The following is a 16,193-nucleotide window of genomic DNA, read 5'->3' on the forward strand; positions in this document are numbered from 1 at the left end:
ACGTCATGACAAAGGCCTGACCCGCTTCGATCGCGGGACAGGCCTTTGTTGTTGTGCGTTTTTTGCGCGGATCAGGCGGCGGCTTTGGCGGCCGCCTTGAGCACGTCGCTGGCGGCGGCGATGAACTCGCCTGTGCGCTCGACGCTCGTCTTGCCGTCGAGCCAGTTGGACGTGAAGCAGAACGTCACCGGGGTCTTACCCACGAGCATTTCGCCCGCGAAGCACAGCGCGTGGAAGTTCTCCCAATCGAGACTGCCGCCCTTGCCATACGCGAGCAGCCCGTCGGGCACGGCCATCCACACGGCGTCGGCCATGGCGGAAATGCGCTTGAATTCGGTGAGCGACGACGGCTTCGCGAACAGCTTCCCGCGCAGCACTTGCCGATACCACTTGACGAGATCGGCGGCGGAACTCGTCATCGTTTCGTGATCGTTGATGACGTCGGTGCGCGGCTTCAGTCCGAGGTCTTCATTGCGTTCCATCTTCTGCATGCCGGCCCAGCCGAGATCGACGCCCGGCGCAGCGCCCGCGAGATAGGAGAAGAGCTTGCGGGTTGAGTCCGGGATGCGCGCCGTGGTCAGTCCCACACGCTTGAGCAGTTCGCGCACACGATCGGGGCCGACGGCAGCGAGTGAAATGTCGGTGCCCAAGTTGTCGCTGTGCGAGATCATCGCTTCGAGTGCGGTGCGGTACTGGGTTTGTCCGGTGAGCCCGATCAGCACCGGGCTGCCCGGCGTGCGCACGGCGTCGTTGACGTCGCAGAGTTGGGTCTCCGAGCGTTGGTTGTAGCCGGATTCCACATCGAGCAGAAACTGCCCGAGGATGTAAGTCTTGACCGCGCTGCCGACGAACAGCATCCGGTCCGGCGCATAGGCTGACTGCCAGCCACCCGACGGGATGTCGGCAAGGACGAGGCAACTCGTCGTTTGCGGCGCGAGGGCGCCGAAGCGGCGCACGGCGGCGTCGAGGTCTGCACGGCCCGCTGCGATGGCGTTGGCGGCGGGCGTGAGCAACGCCGGTGTGGCGAGTGAGGCGGCGGCAAGTTGCAGGGCTTGCCGGCGGGTGGGGCGAAAGGCGGTCATCGCGAGAGGTCTCCGAAGCAAAGGCAGGGGCAGGGTGCGAAACGTGAGGCTTGGATGCCGCAGGTTCTTGCCTGTGTTGCTTTGCGGCGAGGCCGGGGCTGACGTTAGCACGCAGTGTTGACGGTGGCGATCCCCTCTTTTGAGTAGTCGCCTATGCGTGGCTGCGCCACGCTATGATGGCGACGTGCGCGGGCTGCCCGCGTAGGTCAGGAAGGTTGGAATCGTGGGGCGGCAACTGTCGTGAGCGCGGACGTGACGAGCGACACCGTATCCTCGTAGTGCCACCGATTGGACGACATGACGGAAGACATGACGAACGACATGACTGGTACCGTGACCGACACCGCACGCCATAACCCCGGCAACCGCGATACCCCCGGCAACCCCGGCAACCCCGGCAACCCCGGCAACCCCGGCGGCCCCGGCGGCCCCGGCGGCCCCGGCAATCCTGATGGAGCCGTGCCCGCGCGGCCACGCTCGGCGACACACGGCGCGGTCGGGGCCGCCGGTTTCGCGGCCTTTCTCCTGTCACTGGTCCTGCTACGCGCCTACCGTCCTTTCGGGGGCGACATCGTCGCGAGTGCACTGTTCATGGTTGGCATGACTTCGGCGACGGTGCTGCTGGTGGACCTGCTGTGGCAGAAGACTTATCGGCGCGCGTCGACGGGGTTGAGTTTCGAGCGCGACGATCCGTCGTGGTCTCGCACGATGGTCAAGTTCACCGGCCTGTTGGGCAGTCTGGGGTTCGTCGCGCTGCTGTACTGGCTGTTCCCGGAATATCACGGCGACTTTTACGATCGCTACTACCGGATGCTGTCGCTGATAGTGCCGCCATTGCTGGTGTTGGCGCTGCCGTATCTCTACTTTGTCGATCGCAGGATGCCGCAGCCGTTGGACGGCTATTGGCACGTGGGCCAGCTCGTGACGTTGCAGTGGGCCAACGTAGACCGCCGAATCGTCGGGCAGCATCTGCTCGGCTGGCTGGTGAAGGGGTTCTTTCTGCCGTTGATGTTCGGCTACCTGTGCAACGACCTCGCCCGATTCCTGAACGCCGATGTCAGTCAGCTCACCGGCTTCAAGCCGTGGTTCGATCTGTTGTACGGCCTGTGCTATTTCGTCGATGTGGGCCTGACGGTGATGGGCTACCTGCTGACGTTGCGCCTTGCCGATACGCATCTGCGCTCGGCCGAGCCGACCATGCTGGGGTGGGCGGTGGCGCTGGCGTGTTACGAGCCGTTCTGGTCGTTGATCGGCCGCCAGTATCTGCATTACGACACCGGTTTCGCATGGGGCGAGTGGCTGTGGGGGTCACCGCTGCTTTATGGCATCTGGGGCAGTGCGATCCTGCTGCTGACCATGATTTACGTCTGGGCCACCGTGAGTTTCGGCGGCCGCTTCTCCAACCTCACCCATCGCGGCATCATTACCAACGGCCCTTATCGCTGGACCAAGCATCCGGCGTATGTGGCGAAGAACCTGTCGTGGTGGCTGATCTTCATCCCCTTCGTGGCGCGCGGGCCGGTGGATGAGGCGCTGCGCCACTGCCTGCTGCTGTTGGGCGTCAACGGCCTCTATGCGATGCGGGCGTGGACCGAAGAGCGCCATCTGTCTCGCGATCCGGTCTATGTGGCGTACGCCCGATGGATCGATGCGCATGGGCTGTTTCGGTTTCTGCCGAACTTGTCATGGTTCGGCAGGCGCTGGCGGACACCGAGCGCCAGCTAGGCGAGGGAACTCTCAGCGGCCAGGCATCGTCAAAAACGGGACAACCGCCCGCCAAAGTGGCGTCGATCCCGTCGACGCCGAGCCGCCGCCGACAAGAATATTCACCTCCGGGAAAACCCCGCGTCTTGAAATCGTAAAACCCCGTCCCTATAATTAGCACTCGTTGGTGTAGAGTGCTAACGTCATGAATTCATCTTATATGCAACATCTTGCATATATCGTTTTGACAATCTCACTGAGAGAAAAGAGGAGCTTGTAATGAACCTTCGTCCCTTGCATGACCGCGTTATTGTCAAGCGCCTGGACAACGAAACGAAGACCGCATCGGGCATCGTGATCCCTGAAGCCGCCGCTGAAAAGCCGGATCAGGGCGAGATCCTGGCGGTTGGCCCGGGCAAGAAAGACGATCAAGGCAAGTCGATCGTGCTCGACGTGAAGGTGGGCGACCGTGTCCTGTTCGGCAAGTACGCCGGCCAGACCGTGAAGGTCGATGGCCAGGAACTGCTGGTCATGCGTGAAGAAGACATCATGGCCGTTCTGGTCAAGTAAGACTGTCCCCCCAGACATCTACGTAAAGAATTCAAGGAGTTATTGCAATGGCAGCTAAAGAAGTCGTTTTCGGCGATTCCGCTCGTGCAAAGATGGTCGAGGGTGTCAACATCCTGGCCAATGCCGTCAAGGTGACCCTGGGCCCGAAGGGCCGTAACGTGGTGCTCGAGCGCAGCTTCGGCGGCCCGACCGTGACCAAGGACGGTGTCTCGGTCGCCAAGGAAATCGAACTCAAGGACAAGCTCCAGAACATGGGCGCGCAAATGGTCAAGGAAGTGGCTTCCAAGACCAGCGACAACGCCGGCGACGGTACCACCACCGCTACGGTGCTGGCTCAGTCGATCGTTCGCGAAGGCATGAAGTACGTTGCCTCGGGCATGAACCCGATGGATCTGAAGCGCGGTATCGACAAGGCTGTCGCCGCTGCGATCGAAGAACTGCGCAAGATCAGCAAGCCCTGCACGACCAACAAGGAAATCGCTCAAGTCGGCTCGATCTCGGCTAACAGCGATTCGTCGATCGGTGACCGTATCGCCGAAGCGATGGACAAGGTTGGCAAGGAAGGCGTGATCACCGTCGAAGACGGCAAGTCGCTGCAAGACGAGCTGGACGTTGTCGAAGGTATGCAATTCGACCGCGGCTACCTCTCGCCGTACTTCATCAACACCCCGGAAAAGCAAGTCGCCATCCTGGACAACCCGTTTGTCCTGCTGTTCGACAAGAAGGTCTCGAACATTCGTGACCTGCTGCCGGTGCTCGAGCAAGTCGCCAAGGCTGGCCGTCCGCTGCTGATCATCGCTGAAGACGTCGAAGGCGAAGCCCTCGCAACGCTGGTGGTCAACAACATCCGTGGCATCCTGAAGACCTGCGCCGTCAAGGCTCCGGGCTTCGGCGACCGCCGCAAGGCCATGCTCGAAGACATCGCCATCCTGACGGGCGGCCAAGTCATCGCTGAAGAAATCGGCCTGACGCTGGAAAAGGCAACGCTCAACGAACTGGGCCAAGCCAAGCGCATCGAAATCGGCAAGGAAAACACCATCATCATCGATGGTGCTGGCGAAGCCGTGAACATCGAAGCACGCGTCAAGCAAATCCGTGCCCAGATCGAAGAAGCTACCAGCGACTACGATCGTGAAAAGCTGCAAGAGCGCGTGGCCAAGCTGGCCGGCGGTGTTGCCGTGATCAAGGTCGGTGCTGCGACCGAAGTCGAAATGAAGGAAAAGAAGGCACGCGTCGAAGATGCGCTGCACGCTACCCGCGCTGCCGTGGAAGAAGGCATCGTCCCGGGCGGCGGTGTTGCACTGCTGCGTGCTCGCGTGGCCGTTGCCGACATCAAGGGCGCCAACGCTGACCAAGACGCCGGTATCAAGATCGTGCTGCGCGCGATGGAAGAGCCGCTGCGTCAGATCGTCGCGAACGGTGGCGAAGAAGCCAGCGTCGTCGTGGCCAACGTGATTGCTGGCAAGGGCAACTACGGCTACAACGCCTCGACGGGCGAGTACGGCGACCTGGTGGAAATGGGCGTTGTCGATCCGACCAAGGTCACGCGCACCGCGCTGCAAAACGCCGCTTCGGTGTCGGGCCTGCTGCTGACGACCGACTGCGCTGTTGCCGAACTGCCGAAGGAAGATGCCCCGATGGGCGGCGGTATGGGCGACATGGGCGGTATGGGCGGCATGGGCATGGGCATGTAAGTCTCGCAAGAGACGGCATGTCCGGGGTGCCTCCATCGTTTGAGGTGCCCCGATTGCCCGGTCGTCGGACTTCAACGGTTAGTTGTTCTTTGCCGTCGAAGTCCGCGCCAAGGAAAAGCGGCAACGAGTTCTTACGAATTCGTTGCCGTTTTTTTATGGGCGCGCGGTTTTGCCCCCGCGTGCGATGCCCTTGCCGAGTGGCACCGTCGCGGCAATCTCATCCTGCATCCACTGCCAGAACGCGTGGATAGCGCGCTCGCGCGGATGATGCTCGCGCCAGCTCACGTAGTACTCAAGACTCGGTGGGATGCAGACGTCGCCTACCTGCACGAGTTCGCCCGCCGCAATGGCGTCGCGCACGAGCAGGCTGCGCGTGGTCGCGAGCCCTTGTCCGGCGACGGCGGCGCGTAGCAGCAACCCCGCATCGTCGAAAATTGGCCCGCGCGTGGGCTCGTGCGGCGGGAGCCCCGCAGCGACCAGCCAGTCGCGCCATGACCGGTGCGCGAAACGCAGCATCGGCAGCTTCGGCGTGTCGTCGATCGTGAAGTTCGGAAGGCGGTCGATCAACTCGGGGCGGCAAACGGCGATCACGTAGTCGGTCAGTAGTTTGCGGCTCACAAAGCCGGTCGCCTCCACGCGCTGATGCCAGATGCCGACGTCGACCGAATACGGGTCCGGCGCGGCCACATCCGTATGGAGCCGGATCATCAAATCGATGCCGGGATGCTGCGCGCTGAAGCGATCAAGACGTGGGATCAGCCATTGCGCCGCCAGATCGGTCATCACGCTGACTTCCAGCCGTACCGTGGCGGGCGATGCCCCCGCCGCCGTGCCCGCCCGGGCCTCGGTGAAGGCTTCGTCCAGTTCGGACATGCCGATGCGGATGCGCTCGGCCAGACGCGCCCCGACACTGGTCGGAATCATGCGGGCGCCGACCCGCCGGAAGAGGGGCGTGCCGAGTTGCTGCTCAAGCGAGCGCATGTGGTGGCTGACAGCACTGTGCGTCAAATTCAATTCGTCGGCCGCCCGCGTAAAACTCCGGTGACGGGCAGCCGCTTCTAGTGCACGCAGCGATTGGAGGGGAGGAAGGTGTCGAAACATGATGTCAAATTCTACTCACAATGCGCGCTCAAAGGTTTCGTTGGCTTGGGGCCGACGTTCCCCGGACAATGGATACCCAAGTAAATTACTAAGGTATGGCTTCATGTCGAAAGCACTACGCATCTTTGTGCTGTTCGCCTGCGGGTACTTCGTCTCCTACGTGTACCGCGGTGTGAATATTGGGTTTGCGCCGTTTATGACGCGCGAACTCGGACTCTCGTCGGCCGATCTCGGCTTGCTCACGAGCCTCTATTTCCTGGGCTTCGCCGGTGCGCAGTTGCCGGCGGGTGTGCTGCTAGACAAGTTCGGTCCGCGCCGCGTGGCGTCGATCGTGTTGTTGCTGGCGGCGGCGGGTGCCGCGCTGTTCGGTCTCGCACAGGGACTGGGTGCGCTGATGGTGGGGCGTCTGCTCATCGGCGTGGGCGTGTCGGTGTGTCTGGGCAGTGCGTTCAAGGCGTTGGCGCAATGGTTTCCAGTGGCGCGTCTGCCATTGCTCAACGGGCTCGTGATGGCCGTTGGCGGCTTGGGCGGCGTGGTGGTCGGGACTCCCCTCAACTGGCTGCTTGGGATGACCGACTGGCGTGTGGTGTCGTTCGGCCTGGCCGGACTGACCGTCTTCATGTCGGTGGCGTTGTGGTTTGGCGCACCGGAGAAGCAGGGGGCGCATGCGCCGGGTGGTTTGTCGGAGGCGCTGCAAGGCGTGCGCCAAGTGCTCGGCAGCGCCATGTTCTGGAAGGTGACGTCGCTCTCCGGGATCACGCAGGGCGTGTTCTATGCGATGCAGTCGCTGTGGATGGCGCCCTTCATGCGCGACTTCGAAGGCCTGTCGGCCGCGCAAGCGGCGTCGCTCGTGTCGGTGGTCGGTCTGGCGATGATGGCCGGCAGTGTGGTGTTCGGCGCAGCGGCACGCTCGCTGGAACGCCGTGGGGTCAGCGTCTTTGCGTTCTCCGGCGTCGGCATGGTGATCTTCGTCGCGGTGCAGTTGCTGTTGATGCTGGGCGCGCCGATTCCGCCGGTCTGGCTGTGGACCGCTTACGGCATTTTTGGTGGCACGGGCATTCTGTCATACGCCGTGCTGGCCGAGTATTTCCACGGCACGCTGATCGGACGCGTGAACACGTCGCTCACGCTCGTCATCTTCGTGCTGATCTTCCTGTGTCAGGTGGGCATCGGGGCGGTGCTCGGCGCTTATCCGGCGCACAGCGCGGATGCGCACTTCACCGCGTGGGCGGCGCTGATCGTGCTTCAGGTGCTGGGTGCCGTGTGGTACTTCTGGCCGCAGCGCCAGCGTGTGGGGAATGCCGCGGCCGCTTGATGCTCAGGCTAGCGCTCGCTTTCCAGCAGCTTGAGCCAGGCGATCAGCCCGGCGTCGATCTGGGCGAGCGCTGCCGCCGGTAGGGGGGCAAGCATGCGGTGCTCGTTCGCCACGTGCGCGTCGACGGCGCGCTCGATCTGTGCGAACCCGGTGCCGGTCAACTGGACGAGCGTGCTGCGCGCGTCCTCCGGGTTCGGCACTCGCGTGATCCAGCCACGCGTTTCCAGACGTTGCAGGCGATGCGTCATCGTGCCGGACGTCACCATCAGTGTGGAAAACAACGCCGTCGGCGCCAGTCGATACGGCGCACCTGCGCGACGCAACGTCGCGAGCATGTCGAATTCCCAACCACTCATGTCGAACTCGGCGAACGTCGCGTCGAGTTGCTGCTGAACCAGCGCTGCACAGCGCTTCAGCCGGCCGATGATCGCCATCGGCGCGACGTCGAGATCGGGGCGCTCACGATTCCACTGCGCGAGGATCGCGTCGACCGCGTCGCCCGTACTACCCTCGCCCTTGCGCGTTTGTCGGCTCACCATGCGTAACCTCACTTATCTTGACATCAAGACAAAATGATACCAAACTGCAATTTATCTTGAATTGAAGATAAATAATCATGACGACTTCTACGTTGGTTTCGCCCGCGCGATTGAACTGGATCGACGTGTTGCTGACGGCGTTGGCCCCGATGATCTGGGGTTCGACCTACATCGTGACGACGCAGCTTTTGCCACCGGACCGGCCTTTCACAGCGGCCCTGATCCGGGTATTGCCCTCAGGGCTGTTGTTGCTCATCTACGCACGCCGCTGGCCGGTAACGCGCGATTGGGGGCGGTTGCTGGTGCTCTCTGCGTTGAACATCGGCGCGTTTCAGGCGTTGTTGTTCGTGGCAGCGTATCGGTTGCCGGGCGGTTTGGCTGCGGTGGTCGGTGCGATTCAGCCGTTACTCGTGATGGGGCTGGCGTGGGGCGTGGAGCACAATCGGCCGTTGGCACCGACTGTGTGGGCGGCCGTGGCGGGCGTGGTCGGCATGGCGATCCTGCTGCTTTCGCCGACGACGGTATTCGAGCCGGTGGGGATTCTGGCGGCGCTTGCCGGGGCGGCGAGTATGGCGACGGGGACTTATCTCACGCGTCGGTGGCGCGTTGAGATGCCGGTACTCGCGTTGACGGGTTGGCAGTTGGTGCTGGGTGGATTGATGCTGGCGCCGTTGGCGTTGTTCATCGACGCGCCGCTGCCGTCGCTCACGACGTTGCAGACGCTGGGATATTTGTATTTGTCGGTGGCGGGGGCGTTGCTGGCTTACGCGTTGTGGTTTCGCGGGATTGCGCGTCTTGCGCCGGTCGCGGTGTCGTCGCTCGGGTTGTTGAGTCCGTTGACGGCGGTGGTGTTGGGATGGGTGTTGCTGGGGCAGGCGATGACGGGGTTGGCGTTCGTCGGGCTCGCGATGGTGTTCGTCAGCATCCTCGCTGTGCAGTGGACGGCGTCGCGGGGGAAGTGATTCCCCCGGATGCCTTTGCTCGTCGCGAGTCGCGAATCCGCCGTTACGCTGCCACCCAGTCGCCCGACTTGCCGCCGTGCTTCTCCAGCACGCGCACGTCGGTGATGGTCATGCCGCGATCGACGGCTTTGCACATGTCGTAGATCGTCAGCAGGCCGACTTGCACGGCGGTGAGGGCTTCCATTTCAACGCCGGTGCGGCCGATGGTTTCCACTTGCGTGCGGCAATGGACCGCATTTGCGCCGTCGTCGACGAGAAACTCGACCGTCACGCGCGTGAGCGCCAGCGGATGACACAGCGGAATCAGATCTGCCGTGCGCTTGGCGCCTTGAATGGCGGCAATGCGCGCAATACCGAGCACGTCACCTTTCTTCGCGGTGCCGGTGCGAATCAGCGCCAGCGTCTCGGGCTTCATGAGGATGGTGCCGCGTGCGACGGCGATGCGGTGCGTGCTGTCCTTGCCGCCGACGTCGACCATATGGGCCTGACCAGCGGTGTCGAAATGGGTAAGTTCTGCCATGGATAGGTGCCAAATGTGATGTGCGGCGCCTGTCGGGAAACGCGCAGGGAACGTCCACACTTGGCTGCTATCATAGCAGCAGCCTCGAATGACCTGCGCCATGCCGCGCCCATTTCCATGACGCGTTCATCACATTCGTTCCGCGCTTTGTCACGCACTTCCCGCTGGCGGCGGACCGTCGCCTGGGCGTTGCTGCCGGTGATGAGCGCGATGACGTTCGCGGCGGCCGTGGTGCCCACACAAGCAGCGGCGCAGTCGCTGCCGACACTCGGACAAAGTTCGGCTTCCGATTTATCTCCCGCGATGGAACGCAAGCTCGGCGAGCGGGTGATGCGCGAGATTCGCGCCGACCCCGACTATCTCTCCGATCTGCTGCTCTCCGATTACATCAATACGCTTGGCGGCAAGCTGGTCGCGGCCACGCGCAAGGTGGGACTCGATGCTAGCCAGAGTTTCGAGTTCTTCGTGGTGCGCGACGCCGCCATCAATGCGTTTTCGCTGCCCGGCGGATTCATCGGCATCAATACGGGGTTGATCGTCACGACACGTACCGAATCGGAACTCGCGTCGGTGGTGGGGCACGAGACGGGACACGTCTTGCAGCACCACATCGCACGAATGCTCGGACAGCAGTCGCAGAACTCGTGGATTGCGCTCGGCGGCATGCTGCTCGGCTTGCTCGCCGGGATTGGCGCGCGCAGCTCCGATCTGGGGTTGGGTATTGCCATGGGCGGGCAGGGGTTGGCCGCAGACCGGCAATTGCGCTTCTCACGTGACGCCGAACGCGAAGCCGATCGTGTCGGCTTTCAGTTGCTGCAAGCAGCGGGCTTCGATACGTACGCGATGCCGACATTCTTCGAGCGCTTACAACGTGCGGATGCGATCAACGAAGCGGGGGTGCCCGAGTACGTGCGCACGCACCCGCTGACGACAGAGCGCATTGCCGACATGCTCAACCGTTCGCGTAACGTGGGCTACCGTCAGCCGGAGCAATCGCCGGAATATGCGTTTGTGCGGGCGCGCTCGCTGGTGTTGCAGCAGAAGTCGGCGAGCGACTTCGCGACGATTGCCGATGCGCAGCGCACGGCCATTCGCTCCCAGACGGCACCCAGTGTCGCGGGGGCATGGTATGCGGTGGCGTTGGCGGAGTACAAACAGCATCGCTGGGAGCCGGCACGCGAGGCGCTCGAGAAGTCGCGTGCGGCGTTTGGCGGTACGGGCGCGGGCACGCCGAGTCTGGCGGTGCTGGCGTCTGACATCGCGCGCATGCAGGGCAAACCAGCCGAAGCGCTGCGCATTGCCACGGACGCGCGTGCGGCATTCCCGCTCTCACAGGCGTCCGACATGGCGTATGCGGATGCGCTGGTGGCCAGTCAACGGATTCCCGAAGCGACTAAATTTCTGAAAGAGCAGGTCGAGCGCTATCGCAGTGAGCCGATCTGGTGGCGTGCGTTGGCGGGGGCATGGGCGGCAGGCGGCAAGCGCGCCAAGCAGCACGAAGCGCTGGCTGAGCAGTACGCACTACAAGGCCAATGGATGGCCGCCGTCAGCCAGTTGAAACTCGCCCGCGATGCCGGCGACGCCGACTTCTACGAAATGTCGACCATCGACGCACGACTGCACGAATTCCAACGTCGCTATAAAGAAGACAAGGAAGACGAGAAGGACTTCAAGCAGTTCGGGTGACGGGCGTGCATGGATTGGTGGATGCGGTTGCCGACAGTGGCTCGCATCTTCGGATATTCCCCAGCGAGTAATCGGACAATCGCCATTGCGCGTCGCCCGCCATGGGGCCAGCATGCATTGACCCTGTTTGCTGTGATCCTCGTACGTGACTCCCTTCGTTGCTTACCTCACCCTCGACCTGCTGCTCGCGTGCTACCTCGGTATGTGGAATGCGACGGTACCCGTGTTGTTGCTCACACGCTTTGGTACGGCGAGCGTCGTCGCGTACGAGATCGCGCTGGCCGTGTGTGCGGTAGTTGCGCTTCCGTTGGCCGCCGCGTGGGCTGAGCGTCTGCCGCGTGGCCACGTGATACGTCTGGCTTGTGTGATGATCGCGGTGTCGGGCGTTTCACGGCTCGCCATCATGAGCGCGGCGAGTGGCGTCGTCTTCTGGGCCGTCAACGATGCCATCGCGGTGATTGCTTTTGCGCTCGCACAACCGCTGCTGAGCGTCTATCCCGCCGAAACCGTTTCGCAAGCTCGCGTGATGGCCGCTTTTCGGCAGCGCCGTGTCGTGGTCAGTCTCGGGCGCATCAGCGGCCCGATACTCGTGGCCGCTGTATTGACGTTCTGGTCTCCGGCACATGCCCTTTTGGGGATCGCGATTCTCGGTTGTGCGACACCGCTCCTTGTCGCTCGGTTGCCGTCGTTGTCCACGCAAGATGACGTTGCACGGGGAACCGTCTCAGCGCGCGCCCGATTGCGCAACGTCTTCTCGGGTTTTGTTCTGAAAGTCCAACTACCCGCGGAGCGATTCTTCACGCTATGCGATACGTTGCTCGGTGTCGCAACCGCCAGCATCGTTCCGATGCTTATCCCTCAATTGACGCGATGGGCATCGCTTCCGGAATCACAAGTTGGCTGGTTGATTGCCGCCTTCGTCATCGGATCCATTGCGGGTGTGGCGATCCTTCACCCGCGCATATCGCGCCTGTTGAACCATCGGTTCGGTTATGTCTCGACGTGGTTAGGGCTAGGGGTCTGCCTTGCGGTGACGTGCGCCGCGCGGAGTGCCATTGGACTTGCCGCCGGGTTGGCGCTTGCAGGGGCCGTGGGGGCGTGCCTTGCAATGACGGGGGTCGATCGACGCATGATTGCCATGCCACCGTCAGTGCGCATTCGCGTTGCCGGTGCAACGCTGCTCACCGGACAATTGGCGAGCATGTTGTCGTTCGCGCTCTATGGCGCGGCGTTCTCCGGCGCTCAGGTGAGCGAGTCGCTCTCGTGGCTGTGGTGTTTGTATGCAAGTGTTGTCGCCGTTGCCGCCATGGTGGCTTTCGTTATGCGCGAGCCGTGGGCGTTGCTCAAAGAGGGGACGGCGGAAGGCAGTGCAGCACGGTTCTACTCGGACAAATATCCCGAGGTGTTCGCCGAGGGGGTGTCGGTATCGCGCGACGCTACCGGGTAACGTTCAGTTGCCTGCGCCTTCGGCCTGCGGATCCCGCTCGAACCCATACGCCTGCGGCAACGTGCCCGCATGCACGGTGGTGAACGGTAACGATTCGCCGTTCTGCCAATGCAGGCGAACCGCCGCTTCGGCGTCCGCCGTGTCGTCAGCGGTTTGCGCGATTTCGGCCGCCTGCGCTAAATCGGAGACGCGTGTCAGCAGATCGATGTCGTGATCGTGCAGCAAGGCCAGTGGCGCAACGGGACGAATGCGATCATCCGCATTGTCATCGCCATTCCCACCATTCCCACGCACCGCAGGCGTTTCTCCAACAAACGCCACGTTGCCATCCTCATCCAGCAGACAAGCCTGCGGCACGAACGCATGTCCCAACTGATCCGTCAGCACCGGTGCACCGTTGCCCTCGTTCGCTGCCGCATCCCACGACAGGCGCACGACGAACGGCGCATACGCCAGCCCGACATACACGCGCTGCGGGCCGTTCTGGAAATACCACCGTCCGGCCTCGTCGCTGTCGTAATTACGCGCAATAAACGCCAGCAATGCCGTGTGACGAATCGGATCGCCCGCAGTGCCCGCCGCCTGCGCAGCCTCGTCGCGCATGCGCCACTGCCCGCGACGGTCGAGCGAGAGCCAGCCGTAGCAGTGCGGCACGTTGGGCCACTTGGCCATGGCCTGTCGAACAATCTCATCCATGGGGCGCTCGGGGAAGGAACTGGCGGAAATAATCGACGACGGTACGCGGCATCCACGTCATGCCGCCGGGAAACGGCCCGCTCATGAAGCCGACATGCCCGCCATTGGCCGGTTGCAGCAAATGCACGAAGCGCCCGACATCGGCCTCGCCGGGTAACGCGCTGGCAGGCTGGAACGGATCGTTGCGCGCGTTGAGCACCAGCGTCGGCACTTCAATGGCCGGCAAGATCGGTTTGCTCGACGCCCGCGTGTAGTAATCGAACGCGCTGTGATAGCCATGCAACGGCGCTGTCACCACATGATCGAACTCGCCGAGATCGCGCGCCGACATCATCAGGTCGCGGTCGTACAGTCCCGGGTACTGTTCGAGCTTGGCCAGCGCCTTCTTCTTGAGCGTGCCCAGAAAGTTGCGCGTGTACACCATGTTGAAGCCGTGCGAGAGCGCCAGCCCACCCGCACGAAGATCGAGCGGTGCCGACACGGCACTCGCGGCAGTCACGATTTGCGCGGCATCGCTTTCGCGCTCACCGAGCCAGCGCAGCAATACATTGCCGCCCAGCGACACGCCTGCCGCAAACATCGGCCCCGACACATGCGAGCGCAAGCGCCGCAGTATCCAGTCGATCTCGGTGCTGTCGCCCGAATGGTAAAAGCGCGGCGCACGGTTCATGCGGCCGCTGCAACTGCGAAAGTGGGGAATGACACCGCGCCAGCCAAGCGCTTCGACTTCGCGCATCAACGTGCGCGCGTAATGACTGTCGGAGCTGCCTTCCAACCCGTGAAACAACACGACGAGCGGTGTTTCGACAAGATCGGCCGGCGCGGGCGGCGCCTTGTCCGACGCCGGTGGGGCGACCAGCCAGTCGACGTCGACGAAATCGCCGTCGGGGGTATCCCACGTCTCACGCCGGAATTCGACCGGCGGGCGTCTGCCCAGCAGCGCCGGGTAAATCGTCTGGCTGTGCCCGTCGGGCAACCACCGGGGCGACCGGTAATCGGCGGGGAAGAATGTCGCTGGCCGGGCCGTCATGTTGACCTCATGACCTTGTGACGATCAGTGCAGCCCGTCCGGACGGGCGTGCATCATCAAACTGAATTGCTCGACGGCGTGCTGCGGCAGCGGGCTCGAATGGATGTGCGCGAAACGCCAGTCCCCTTGCTCGTGCACCAGCACATACGTCGTGTGAATGAGCTGGGCGGTCGTCTGCCCGGCGTCTTCCTTGCCCACGCGCATCGCTTCGGTGGCGGTGTGCACGACCGTGCCGACGGTGTCGTACTCGGTCGTATCGAGCGAATCGATCAGCACCACGCTCTGCGAGAACTGCGCGACCAGCCCGCTGCGAATCTGCTCCAGACCGTCCCAGCGCGTACCGTCGGGGCGAATGTAGCTCACGAAATCTTCGTTCGCCCACAGCGACATCGCACGATCCGTCTGGCCTCTGCGCAGCGCGTCATAAAAGGCCGTGATGGTTTCACTGGCGGCATCGAACAGGCGGACAAAACGTGGCATGAGGATTTACCGTTGGGTTTAACCGAGGGGCGAAACTTACCGCTGCGTGAGCAGAATGTTGCGCAGATTCGCGAACACGTGCTCCGGCATCAGCTCGTTCAGGCAGCGCGTATGGCCCAACGGACACTCGCGCGCGAAACACGGGCTGCATTCCAATTGTAGCCACAGGATGTGGGCTTGATCGGACAGCGGCGGGGTGTGGCGCGGATCGGACGATCCGAACAGTGCGATCTGCGGGCGGCGCAGGGCAGCCGTCACGTGCATGAGCCCCGAATCGTTGCTCACCACCGCGTTGGCACGCGCCAGCAACGCACAGGCTTCCGCCAGCGATGTCTGACCGCACAGATTGCGCACGAACGGCGCGTCGGCGGCGATCTGCTGGGCCAGCGCACCATCCTTGCCCGAGCCGAGCGCGATGATCTGCGCATACGGGAACGAGCGGCGCACCAGTTGCGCCAACTGCGCAAAGTGGCCCGGCGGCCAGCGCTTGGCCGGTCCGAACTCGGCGCCCGGGCAGAACACCACGAGCGGCACACGCAGATCGAGACCGAAGCGCGCGAACACGCGCGCCGACTCGTTCAAGTCGGCTTCGATACGCGGCGTCGGCAGCGTTTCGGGCAGCTTGGCACCGGGCGCGAACGCCAGCGCAGCGTAATGCCGCACCATCGGCGGGCGCTCGTCTTTGCGCGGGTTGGCGTGGCGCACGTTGAGCAGGCCGTAGCGCTGCTCGCCCTTGTAGCCGATGCGCAACGGAATGCGCGCCAGCCACGGAATCAGCGCCGATTTGAAGGAATTCGGCAGCACATAGGCGGCGTCGTAACCCTCGTCGGCGAGCACGCTCGCGAGCTGATAACGCGCGAGCGGCTGCAACTTGCCGTGCGCGAGGTCGGTCGAGACCACGCGCGAAATCTCCGGCATGCGCTCCAGAACCGGGGCGACCCAGCTCGGTGCGATCGCGTCGATGGTCAGACGCGGATGCAGACGCTTGAGCAGGGTAAACAACGGCTGCGCCATCAGCGCGTCCCCAATCCAGTTGGGGGCGATCACCAAGGCTTTATGCATCGTGGCGGAGACTCTAAACGTTAAGCGTAGCGATGAAACTCACAGGTGACCGGCGCGGCAATTGCGTCCGCACGGTCAGGGCTTGCATGACCTGTCAGGCGGCTTAGTGGTGACCCTTGAGTACCACGCCGGCCTTCAGGCGATAGCGCGTGCCGCAATACGGGCAGGCGGCTTCGCCATGGGTCACATCGATGAACACGCGGGGATGGGCACTCCAGGCTTCCATCTTCGGGTTCGGGCAATGCACCGGCAGATCTTCAGCGCCGACTTCGACGATCGGCATTTGTTTGACTTCGCTCATGGGG

General features: G+C 63.2%; 16 protein-coding genes. 7 read left to right on the plus strand and 9 right to left on the minus strand.

From position 1 onward, the window contains the following. Positions 1-71: 71 nt before the first annotated feature. Entirely contained in the window at positions 72-1,082 is a 1,011-nt protein-coding gene (locus AT302_RS05820) for a serine hydrolase (RefSeq protein WP_058377621.1), read from the minus strand. A gap of 297 nt (positions 1,083-1,379) precedes the next feature. On the opposite strand from AT302_RS05820, the gene AT302_RS05825 reads away from it, so the two are divergent. The 3 genes from AT302_RS05825 to groL all read left to right on the plus strand — a co-directional run bounded on the left by AT302_RS05825 (position 1,380) and on the right by groL (position 5,050). Beyond that, entirely contained in the window at positions 1,380-2,807 is a 1,428-nt protein-coding gene (locus tag AT302_RS05825) for an isoprenylcysteine carboxylmethyltransferase family protein (RefSeq protein ID WP_058377622.1), read from the plus strand. Between the two features lie 258 nt (positions 2,808-3,065). Next, on the plus strand, positions 3,066-3,356 hold the full coding sequence (locus AT302_RS05830) for a co-chaperone GroES (RefSeq protein ID WP_058377623.1): 291 nt from the start codon (positions 3,066-3,068) through the stop codon (positions 3,354-3,356). Between the two features lie 47 nt (positions 3,357-3,403). Beyond that, positions 3,404-5,050: a chaperonin GroEL gene (groL, locus tag AT302_RS05835; RefSeq protein ID WP_058377624.1), complete on the plus strand. Its 1,647-nt coding sequence runs from the start codon at positions 3,404-3,406 to the stop codon at positions 5,048-5,050. 153 nt (positions 5,051-5,203) lie between these two features. On the opposite strand, the gene AT302_RS05840 is transcribed toward groL, so the two are convergent. Then, a complete protein-coding gene (locus tag AT302_RS05840; RefSeq protein WP_058377625.1) occupies positions 5,204-6,151 on the minus strand; it encodes a LysR substrate-binding domain-containing protein in 948 nt (315 codons plus the stop codon). Between the two features lie 103 nt (positions 6,152-6,254). On the opposite strand from AT302_RS05840, the gene AT302_RS05845 reads away from it, so the two are divergent. After that, the gene (locus tag AT302_RS05845; RefSeq protein ID WP_058377626.1) at positions 6,255-7,466 is read left to right on the plus strand and encodes an MFS transporter; all 1,212 of its coding nucleotides are present in this window, start codon (positions 6,255-6,257) and stop codon (positions 7,464-7,466) included. Positions 7,467-7,474: 8 nt separating this feature from the next. Here AT302_RS05845 and AT302_RS05850 read toward each other — a convergent pair whose 3' ends face one another. Further along, entirely contained in the window at positions 7,475-8,005 is a 531-nt protein-coding gene (locus AT302_RS05850; RefSeq protein ID WP_058377627.1) for a MarR family winged helix-turn-helix transcriptional regulator, read from the minus strand. A 77-nt stretch (positions 8,006-8,082) separates the two neighbouring features. On the opposite strand from AT302_RS05850, the gene AT302_RS05855 reads away from it, so the two are divergent. Continuing rightward, on the plus strand, positions 8,083-8,967 hold the full coding sequence (locus AT302_RS05855) for an EamA family transporter (protein ID WP_174554603.1): 885 nt from the start codon (positions 8,083-8,085) through the stop codon (positions 8,965-8,967). Positions 8,968-9,010: 43 nt separating this feature from the next. Here AT302_RS05855 and moaC read toward each other — a convergent pair whose 3' ends face one another. Beyond that, entirely contained in the window at positions 9,011-9,487 is a 477-nt protein-coding gene (gene moaC / locus AT302_RS05860; protein ID WP_058377629.1) for a cyclic pyranopterin monophosphate synthase MoaC, read from the minus strand. A 147-nt stretch (positions 9,488-9,634) separates the two neighbouring features. Between moaC and AT302_RS05865 the strand changes: the two genes are divergently transcribed. Together AT302_RS05865 and AT302_RS05870 are read left to right on the plus strand one after the other, a co-directional pair. Continuing rightward, the gene (locus tag AT302_RS05865) at positions 9,635-11,173 is read left to right on the plus strand and encodes a M48 family metalloprotease (RefSeq protein ID WP_237172078.1); all 1,539 of its coding nucleotides are present in this window, start codon (positions 9,635-9,637) and stop codon (positions 11,171-11,173) included. Positions 11,174-11,318: 145 nt separating this feature from the next. Then, the gene (locus AT302_RS05870) at positions 11,319-12,620 is read left to right on the plus strand and encodes an MFS transporter (protein ID WP_157125697.1); all 1,302 of its coding nucleotides are present in this window, start codon (positions 11,319-11,321) and stop codon (positions 12,618-12,620) included. Positions 12,621-12,623: 3 nt separating this feature from the next. On the opposite strand, the gene AT302_RS05875 is transcribed toward AT302_RS05870, so the two are convergent. From AT302_RS05875 to AT302_RS05895, 5 genes are all read right to left on the minus strand, one after another. Further along, the gene (locus AT302_RS05875) at positions 12,624-13,316 is read right to left on the minus strand and encodes a DUF2946 family protein (RefSeq protein ID WP_058377632.1); all 693 of its coding nucleotides are present in this window, start codon (positions 13,314-13,316) and stop codon (positions 12,624-12,626) included. Continuing rightward, positions 13,309-14,346: a YheT family hydrolase gene (locus tag AT302_RS05880; protein WP_058377633.1), complete on the minus strand. Its 1,038-nt coding sequence runs from the start codon at positions 14,344-14,346 to the stop codon at positions 13,309-13,311. Before AT302_RS05880 ends, AT302_RS05875 begins: the two co-directional genes overlap by 8 nt. 24 nt (positions 14,347-14,370) lie before the next feature. Continuing rightward, a complete protein-coding gene (locus AT302_RS05885) occupies positions 14,371-14,826 on the minus strand; it encodes a nuclear transport factor 2 family protein (protein WP_058377634.1) in 456 nt (151 codons plus the stop codon). Between the two features lie 36 nt (positions 14,827-14,862). Further along, positions 14,863-15,888, minus strand: coding sequence for a lipopolysaccharide heptosyltransferase II (gene waaF / locus AT302_RS05890; protein WP_058377635.1), 1,026 nt, complete (start codon positions 15,886-15,888; stop codon positions 14,863-14,865). A gap of 103 nt (positions 15,889-15,991) precedes the next feature. Next, positions 15,992-16,189: a zinc-finger domain-containing protein gene (locus tag AT302_RS05895; protein ID WP_058377636.1), complete on the minus strand. Its 198-nt coding sequence runs from the start codon at positions 16,187-16,189 to the stop codon at positions 15,992-15,994. Positions 16,190-16,193 lie beyond the last annotated feature (4 nt).

The organism is Pandoraea norimbergensis (genome assembly GCF_001465545.3).
GTDB lineage: Bacteria > Pseudomonadota > Gammaproteobacteria > Burkholderiales > Burkholderiaceae > Pandoraea > Pandoraea norimbergensis.